The sequence below is a fragment of the Bacillus nitratireducens genome (assembly GCF_001884135.1).
In the GTDB taxonomy this organism is placed as follows: Bacteria; Bacillota; Bacilli; order Bacillales; family Bacillaceae_G; genus Bacillus_A; species Bacillus_A nitratireducens.
The window spans coordinates 157,068-164,971 of sequence record NZ_MAOC01000084.1; the positions used below are offsets into that span (position 1 = coordinate 157,068).

8 protein-coding genes and 1 pseudogene are annotated in these 7,904 nt (G+C 35.6%); 5 read left to right on the plus strand and 4 right to left on the minus strand.

Annotation, left to right across the window (positions count from 1 at the left end; translation table 11 throughout):
• Positions 1 to 14 precede the first annotated feature (14 nt).
• Together BAU23_RS22935 and BAU23_RS22940 are read left to right on the plus strand one after the other, a co-directional pair.
• On the plus strand, positions 15 to 887 hold the full coding sequence (locus tag BAU23_RS22935) for a DUF4097 family beta strand repeat-containing protein (RefSeq protein ID WP_071735196.1): 873 nt from the start codon (positions 15 to 17) through the stop codon (positions 885 to 887).
• 24 nt (positions 888 to 911) lie between these two features.
• Complete coding sequence (locus BAU23_RS22940; RefSeq protein WP_000945197.1) at positions 912 to 1,607, plus strand: ABC transporter permease; 696 nt, start codon at positions 912 to 914, stop codon at positions 1,605 to 1,607.
• 63 nt (positions 1,608 to 1,670) lie between these two features.
• On the opposite strand, the gene BAU23_RS22945 is transcribed toward BAU23_RS22940, so the two are convergent.
• Together BAU23_RS22945 and BAU23_RS22950 are read right to left on the minus strand one after the other, a co-directional pair.
• Complete coding sequence (locus tag BAU23_RS22945; RefSeq protein WP_071735197.1) at positions 1,671 to 2,003, minus strand: YfjL-like protein; 333 nt, start codon at positions 2,001 to 2,003, stop codon at positions 1,671 to 1,673.
• A 134-nt stretch (positions 2,004 to 2,137) separates the two neighbouring features.
• Positions 2,138 to 2,641 carry a DinB family protein gene (locus BAU23_RS22950; protein ID WP_000284982.1) on the minus strand — a complete coding sequence of 168 codons (504 nt, stop codon included), beginning with the start codon at positions 2,639 to 2,641 and terminating at the stop codon, positions 2,138 to 2,140.
• 186 nt (positions 2,642 to 2,827) lie between these two features.
• Between BAU23_RS22950 and BAU23_RS22955 the strand changes: the two genes are divergently transcribed.
• Together BAU23_RS22955 and BAU23_RS22960 are read left to right on the plus strand one after the other, a co-directional pair.
• On the plus strand, positions 2,828 to 3,382 hold the full coding sequence (locus BAU23_RS22955) for a sigma-70 family RNA polymerase sigma factor (protein ID WP_016130304.1): 555 nt from the start codon (positions 2,828 to 2,830) through the stop codon (positions 3,380 to 3,382).
• Positions 3,375 to 4,046 (plus strand): hypothetical protein, encoded by a 672-nt coding sequence (locus BAU23_RS22960; protein ID WP_001031086.1) that lies wholly within the window; start codon positions 3,375 to 3,377, stop codon positions 4,044 to 4,046. The genes BAU23_RS22955 and BAU23_RS22960 overlap by 8 nt, the downstream gene beginning before the upstream one ends.
• A 140-nt stretch (positions 4,047 to 4,186) precedes the next feature.
• Here the strand turns inward: BAU23_RS22960 and fhuB are convergent, their stop codons facing one another.
• The gene (gene fhuB / locus BAU23_RS22965; protein WP_071735198.1) at positions 4,187 to 6,223 is read right to left on the minus strand and encodes a Fe(3+)-hydroxamate ABC transporter permease FhuB; all 2,037 of its coding nucleotides are present in this window, start codon (positions 6,221 to 6,223) and stop codon (positions 4,187 to 4,189) included.
• A gap of 7 nt (positions 6,224 to 6,230) precedes the next feature.
• Positions 6,231 to 7,205: an ABC transporter substrate-binding protein gene (locus BAU23_RS22970; protein WP_071735199.1), complete on the minus strand. Its 975-nt coding sequence runs from the start codon at positions 7,203 to 7,205 to the stop codon at positions 6,231 to 6,233.
• A 407-nt stretch (positions 7,206 to 7,612) separates the two neighbouring features.
• Between BAU23_RS22970 and BAU23_RS22975 the strand changes: the two are divergent.
• Positions 7,613 to 7,904: pseudogene (locus BAU23_RS22975) on the plus strand (BclA C-terminal domain-containing protein); the annotation flags it as partial.

Genomic DNA, 7,904 nt, shown 5'->3' on the forward strand with positions numbered 1-7,904 from the left:
GAACAGGGGTATGCATGGTGAAAAAAATAATAGTAATTGCAATTTTATTTCTGACAATTGCTAGTGTAGTTTTTGGTTTTAAGACATTTCAGGGGAAAGATTTTAAGAAAGAAAAGTCTTTTGAGATAAATCATATAAAAGAAATAGAAGTGGACAATGAAAACTGGGATATTGAATTTAAAAGTACAGACGCTAACAAAATAGTGATCTTCGCCCAAGGTCAACGAGCAGATAAAAATCTAGATCCCGTCGAAATAGAACATGAAGGAAATAAAGTTGTGATTAAGCAAAAACAAAAGGCGACTAGATTTTTTAATGGTTTTACGTTTAGGAAGAAAAATAGTATATCTATATCTATTCCTAAGCAAGAAATAGATAAAATTGTATTAAATAATAAATCGGGTGATGTGAAAATAAGCGATATAGAAGTAAAAAGTATCGTGACAAAAGGCAAGTCTGGAGATGAAATGATTACAGGACTATCGGCAGAGAAGGGTGAGTTCACATCCGAAAGTGGAGATTTAATGTTAAAAGATAGTTCATTACAAGAAGTAAATATAACTTCTACTACTGGCGATAATTATGTGAAAAACATAAAAAATGAAAATATGAACATCACTTCAACATCCGGTGAAGTATTACTGAAAGATATGAAAGAAGGAAAATCATTATTTGTAGAAACAAAATCAGGCGATATTGGCGTACGGTATAAAGGTGTTCCGATTTCTTTAAAACTTACGGCTAAAAGTAATTCGTCTGATGTAATGGTGAATGTAAATGGACTTAAGAAAGATAAAAATACAGAAAAGGTAAAAGCAGGAACCATCGGTGATGCAAAAAACGAGGTGAAGATTTTAAGTAAAACAGGAGCGATTTATATCGATTAAAATGTAAATGAAAGGAGGACTATTATGCTACGTCTTATGAAGCTAGAATTGAAGAAGTTTAAGCTTGGATGGTATGTGAGGGGAGCGATTATTGCAAATATCGCTATACTGGCATTAATGATCTTTACGAGCATCGTTGCTCAAGTAGAAGGTGATCCGGAAATAAGGGATCCACAGACAATTTTGTTGATGGCCAGTACAGTAGTAAGGGCAACATTTATTATTTTTGGTAGTGTGTTAATCGCAAGGTTAATAATTAGTGAATATAAAAATAAAACAATACTACTTATGTTTTCTTACCCAATTAACCGAAAGAAAATGATGGTTAGTAAGTTGGCTATTACAGCAATATTAACATTTATAACAGTTATTTTATCTAACATTTTAGTAGTAGGAGTTTTCTTTGGGATAGATAGTTATTTTTCAATTCTTCCTAATTCATTCACAGTAGATCAATTGACGCGAGAAGGGATAAACCTTGTTCCTTTAGCTATTGCCACTGCTGGAATAAGTTTAATACCTCTATATTTCGGAATGCGTAAACGTTCAGTGCCAACTACAATTGTTTCATCTCTTATCGTTGTATCAATTGCAATTAATAACACTCCAATGTTTTCTACAGCAACCTTTCTTCCCCTTCAACTATCATTGGCAGCAATTGGAGTTGCGATTGCATATTACGGAGTTAAAAATATAGAGAAGGAAGATATAACAGTATGACAAGAATACGTAAAAAAGAGTTGGCGTTATACCAACTCTTTTTTGTATATGTATGCTTCGTTACTACTCTGTAAATTTATAGTGTTTGCTTAAATACTCTTGCACTCCTGGAGAAATGTTAAAGTTATTAGGACCTTTATATTCGATAGTAAACTCCCCATCTTCAATTGTTTCAAAGGCGATTGCATAGCTATCCATTTTAGAATCGTAAGAAGTATTTTTGACTTTTGCATCTAGATTAAAGTATTTTGTAATATACTCTTTTGATTCAGCAACTGCTGTTTGTTTTCCCCAAGGGGTACCATAACTTGTGAAATAAAGAGATACACCGATAACTCCAATGATAGAAGTTAGTAAGAGAGTTCTTATTGTTACTTTTTTGTTTGTTGTATTCAATTTAGTTCCCTCCAATTAATATGAATTTATCTTAACGTATTTTCTCATAAAATACCATTTAGTAGAAAATAGTTTCACATGAAACAAGTTACAGAAAAAGACAAGGTGCATAAACACCTTGTCTTTTTCTGTCGTTACATTTGGGGAGCTTCCATTCCAGTAGCAGCCCATTCTTCTTTTGCAGGACCATATACGCCAGGGACTGTTAAGCCAGCTTGACGCATTAAAACAGTCATTTGTCCGCGATGGTGATTTTGATGATTAATGAGTGTCATCAAAAATATAGAATTCGGCATAGGACGACCAAAGAAGTCATTAATAGTAGCTAAGTCTTTATCTGTCCATTCGCCTTGAAGAGCTTCAACAAAAGCTACATTCACTTTGCGATACCCATCTGCAATTGTTTTTGCTGAAGTTGGTACAGGATAATCTTTCGTTTCTCCTTCAAACTTAAGTCCTGTCCCTGATAGCATAACAGGAAGTGCTGTAACGATATGCCAAGCGACTCTCCCTAAAGTCCAGTGCCCAGGTGCAATTTCTTGTAATAAAGATTCATCTGTTAATGTATCGAGCATCTTTTGAGTAGACTCAGCCTCGTATGTCCATGATTGTAGAAAACCTTCAATAGTTTGGTACATTATTGTTATCCCCCCTACTTATGTTCATAGATTAAGTTCGAGATACTTAATTCATTCCCTTTTTATAGAAAAAATTTCAATGCATATTGCTACAATATAAAAATAATTAGAAAATATTTGTAAAAGTGTCAGAAAACCGCCCTATGCATTCGTATATATAATGAATAGAGAATGGAGTAAAGAGTGGTGATAAGGGTGAAGGATATAGAAATAGTAGAAGGTCTTCGGAAACAAGATATGTTAGCATTACATACAGCAATTGATCGATATGGAGATTTAATTTATAGGGTAGTTCACAGTGTTTTAGATACGGCGCATAGTAAGGTGTTAGTGGATGAATGTGTTGATGATATTTTATTAATCGTTTGGTACAACATTAGTAGTTATGATGAAAATCGTGGGAAGTTTAGAAATTGGCTTATATCTGTCGCGAAATTTAAAGCCATTGATTATAAACGAAAAAGTAATAAGGTCTATCAATTACAAGAGTTTCAGCAAGAAATATATGTAGAAGGAAAAAATGTTAATTTAACAAAAGAAGAGCGAGATTGTAATTTTTTCGTTTTAATTAAAGAATTGAACGAAGAAGATAAGAAAATTTTTATAAAAAGGTATTTAGATGAATATAGCGTACAAGAAATAGCGCTTGAGTTCAGTATGACGCGAGATACGGTGTATAGTAGGCTTTCAAGAGGGAGAAAGAAATTGAAGAAGATGTTGGGAGGGAATAGGGATGAATAAAGAGAAGTTCCTTCAGGAATTAAATAATTTGCAGTATAGAGATGATTTTGTAGATGACGATATAAATGATGAAAAAATAGATGAAAAGAAAATAAATCGTACAAAAGAAGTTGTAACAAAAAAAATTTTAATGAAACGATGTCATGAGGTTGTACAAGAAGGGCTACAGGGAAGTGAAGAGATTTTATATAGTATGTTTGCTGAAAATCCTCGCGTGAAAAATTGGCAGACAGGAACAGCGATGAGCTTAGGGGTAGGCGTTCTTGCGATGAACTTCGGTATTAATAATATGCTAATCGTTACAAATGAACGATTGTACGTGTTTTTTGTAGATCGTTATTATAATGACGTTGATCTAAAAGTATGTGTATTAAATGAAATAGCTTCTATGAAAACAATATTAGACCGTAAAGGTGGAAGTGAGTTTCTGCATATAAAGTATAAAAATGATAAGGAATATGTATTGTTGGGAAATGCTGATGATTATAGAGAGTTATTTCAAATACTTGGTGGATTGAAAGTAGCGAATGGAATAGAACTAAAATTAAAGGATAAGAAATTAAAGAGACAGTTAACTTTAAAACGAAGTGTGTTCAATATAATCATGTATTCACTTGTTATATATTTTATGTACAAAGCTTATATTAATTTTATCCCGCATTAACGGGCAGTAAAAATCTCATCTCTAAGTGCGGCTGGAGAGAAGAAGGTAGATGGGGGTCGGGATGCCCGTAAAATCCTAACTGATTAAAGTTTCGCTTTATGCCATAATAGAAAAGCTGGCTTCATATATGAAGCCAGCTTTTAATTAACCTTCTTCCCACTCTTCCTCATCAACCACAAGAAATAAGGTGCTCCAAGTACAGCAACGACAAGACCAGAAGGGATTTCTTTCGGATATGCAATCGTTCGTCCGAGCAAATCAGCAATGGAAAGAAGTATTGCTCCAAACAGTGCGGAACAAACGAATAGTCTTTGATGATTCATACCAACGACGATTCGTGCTAAGTGAGGTGCAACAAGACCTAAAAAGGCAATTGTACCGACAGCAGCAATGTTAATTGATGCAAGTAGTGTCGCTAACACAATTAGAGCAAGACGCGTTTTATTTACAGGCTGCCCGAGTCCGGTTGCTAAATCATCTCCAAGTACAAGAACGTCAAGTTGTTTCATTAAGAAAAAGATAATTGGTATAAGAATAAGAGATGGATATAGAATGATATTTTCTAAGTGATTCCATCCTCTTGCATACGTACTGCCTGACAACCATGTTAAGGCCGCAGCAACATTCAAATTTGCCCTAACGATAAAGATTTGAATAATCGCTGAGCCGAGCGCTGAAATGCCAATTCCTATTAAAGCAAGAGCTGTTGGACTAAATCCTGATTTCCATGAGAAGAAGAGGACAATTCCAACTGCAAGTAGTCCACCAATAAATGCACCAATTGGTAGGAAGAAACCAGGAAGTGCAGGGAAGACATACATAATGGTTAAAGCGCCAACACCTGCTCCCGATGAAATACCAATAATAGAAGGATCGGCAAGTGGATTTCGTAATATACCTTGGAAAACAAGTCCGCTTATCGCAAGGCATGCTCCAGCAATAGCGGCAACGAGCATTCTTGGTAAACGAAGATTCATCATCATATTTTTATCAAATTGTGTTAATTGTCCTGTTATGGCATTTGTAATGCTTTCGATATAAGCGTTACTACCGATTGTAACACCAAGAGAAATCGTCACAATACAAAGCACGATAGATATAATGATTACTTTTTTATAAGAGTAATAACGGGAACTAGCTCTAGCTGTATTCGCTCCGTTATCATTCATATATTGTTTCGATTTCATCATTCGATACACTAAATAAATAAGCCAAGGTGATCCAATCATTGCCGTGACTGCTCCGACAGGAAGTTCAGCACCGGTTGGATCTATTAATCTACCAACAACGTCTGCTCCTAGTAATAATATTGCTCCCCATAAGAAAGAGGAGAGAAGGAGGGTAAAGTGTTGCCGATAACCAATAAGGCGCATTAAGTGTGGTGCAACTAAGCCGACAAACCCAATCGGTCCAACAACAGTTACAATTACTGCTGTTAAAAAGATGGCGGCGATAAATGCAATAAACCGTGTTACTACGGTTTTCTCTCCAAGTGAAACAGCTACATCATCGCCGAGTAAGAGGACATTAAGCTTACGTGACATGAATAGTAAAACTAGGAAAGAAAAAATAATGAATGGAAATGCGAATTGAACACCGTTCCAGTTATTTTGAATAAGGGAACCAGCTCCCCATAAAAACAAACCTGCTGTTTCATTTTCATAGAAAAGTTGCATCGTTCCAGTAAAAGCTGAAAGCATTAATGTAACGACCATACCAGCTAAAGCCATACGAAGTGGAGTGCCTTTTTTTCCGCCAGAAATACGGTACACAAATAAAGCAGTAATTGCACCACCGATAAATGTGAAAAGGAGAGAGTTAATTTGTAACCCCTTCGGTAAAAAAATAGTAGTGGTTACTAGAAAGAAATATGCACCAGAATGAATTCCCATTGTACTGGCTTCAGCAAGTGGATTTTTCGTTAAAGTTTGTAAAATGACTCCAGATGCAGCAAGAGCCCCTCCAGCTAAAATGGCGATTACAGCTCTAGGTAATCGAAGCATGATTAAAGTTTGATGCTCTAGCGATTGGTTCGGTGAGATAAGAGCATCGATAATCATACTATAGGAAATATTTGCTTGTCCTTGTCCGATATGAATAAAGAAAAGGAGGAGCAAGAGAGCTGCTCCTCCTCCGAATACAAGACTTGCTCGAAGTGTATGTTGTAAGCTATTCATCGTGTAATCACTTCTTCGCTGTCATTACATCAGCTACTTGTGTTGCTAAAGATTTTGCAGACTCAGGACCACCGAAAATCCAAGTGTCGCCTTTTAATTTATACATTTTGTTTTCTTTTTTGAACTTTAACTCTTCCCAAGCAGGGTTACCTTTTAGTTGAGTGTCAAAAATATTATCTTCATCAGCTACAATGTAAATGAAGTTCGAATCTTGTACACTTTGTAATGATTCTACAGTAGTTTGTTTGAAACCATCTGCCTCTGATTTACCTGCTTCAAAAGTATTTGTTAAACCTAATTTTTTTGTAACTTGTAAAGCTGTAGAATTGTCAGTTAAGATACGGAATGTTGGCACGTTTTTAGCAGTAAATGCTTGTGCCATTGCGATGTTTTTATCTTTTAAGCCAGCTTTGTCAATTTTCGCTTTTGCATCTGCAAATGTTTTATCCATATCAGCTAATACTTTTTTACCTTCTTCTTCTTTTCCGACTGCTTTTGCAATTTGTTTAAATGTTTCTGTCATTTCTGCAAAGTGATCGTTATTGCTTGTTGATGGATCGAACATAACTGTAGGAGCGATTTGCTCTAATTCGTTTTTAATTGCTTTACCACGGAATGAAGCTGTGATAATTAAATCTGGTTTTAGACGGCTGATTTCCTCTAAGTTTGGTTGTTGACGAGTCCCAACATCTACAACATCCTTACTCGGTTTTGTTTCTGTATTTACCCATTTATTATAATTCTTAATGTCTGCCATCCCTACTGGCTGAATACCAAGTGCTAATAAGTCTTCTGAATATACCCACTCAAGTACAACAACTTTTTTCGCTGGTTTATCTAACTTCGTTTCCCCTTCAGCGTGTTTAATTGTTATAGCTTGATTTTTATTGTCCGCTTTTGTTTCTTTTTTCTCCTCTTTTTGCTGCCCGCATCCAACAGCGAATAGAAGAACTACTATGAAAATACTGAGAATTCTCTTCATCTTCTGCCCCCAAATAAAATGTTTTATTTGCAATATGTACGATAATGAAAATCGTTATCAATTAAAACAACCAAATCATACTATGAGGGCATTTTAAGTGTCAATATTTTTTAAAAATTTCGACTAAGAATAACGATTTATACGGATTTTAATATATCATATTGAAATGCATACGTGTATCAAGGTTGAAGGAGCTGAAATTCCTTTCATGAGGAAGGCGAAAGTACAAGCGAAAGGAGAGCGTATTGCATGTAATATTTATTAGAATGTAAGGAAAAAACTTTGTTTATAAAAGGTTTATCCTAGAGCGGGTAGTTGATAAGGAAAATAAAAACTGATTTTTATTAGAAGGATATTTTTAATTAGTGGGTTGTACTTAAAAGATTGAACACGGGGGAGGGGTCAACATGTCTTTATGGAGTAATAATGCAAATGGATATTGTGGATGTAATAATCAAAATGGTTTACATGTTGATTCGTGCTGTTTTAGTTGCGATGGGACAGTTCCTAAGATTGGTCCAACAGGTCCAACGGGAGTAACGGGAGCAACAGGAACGACAGGTGACACAGGAGCGACAGGTGACACGGGAGCAACGGGAGCAACGGGAGCAACAGGAGTAACAGGAGCAACAGGTCCAACAGGTCCAACAGGTCCAACAGGTCCAACGGGAGCAACAGGAGCAACGGGAGCAACAGGAG

Coding starts and splice junctions, on each gene's coding strand:
- BAU23_RS22935 (WP_071735196.1), top strand. CDS start 15: ATGGTGAAAAAAATAATAGTAATTGCAATTTTATTTCTGACAATTGCT.
- BAU23_RS22940 (WP_000945197.1), top strand. CDS start 912: ATGCTACGTCTTATGAAGCTAGAATTGAAGAAGTTTAAGCTTGGATGG.
- BAU23_RS22950 (WP_000284982.1), bottom strand. CDS start 2,641: ATGTACCAAACTATTGAAGGTTTTCTACAATCATGGACATACGAGGCT.
- BAU23_RS22960 (WP_001031086.1), top strand. CDS start 3,375: ATGAATAAAGAGAAGTTCCTTCAGGAATTAAATAATTTGCAGTATAGA.
- fhuB (WP_071735198.1), bottom strand. CDS start 6,223: ATGAATAGCTTACAACATACACTTCGAGCAAGTCTTGTATTCGGAGGA.
- BAU23_RS22970 (WP_071735199.1), bottom strand. CDS start 7,205: ATGAAGAGAATTCTCAGTATTTTCATAGTAGTTCTTCTATTCGCTGTT.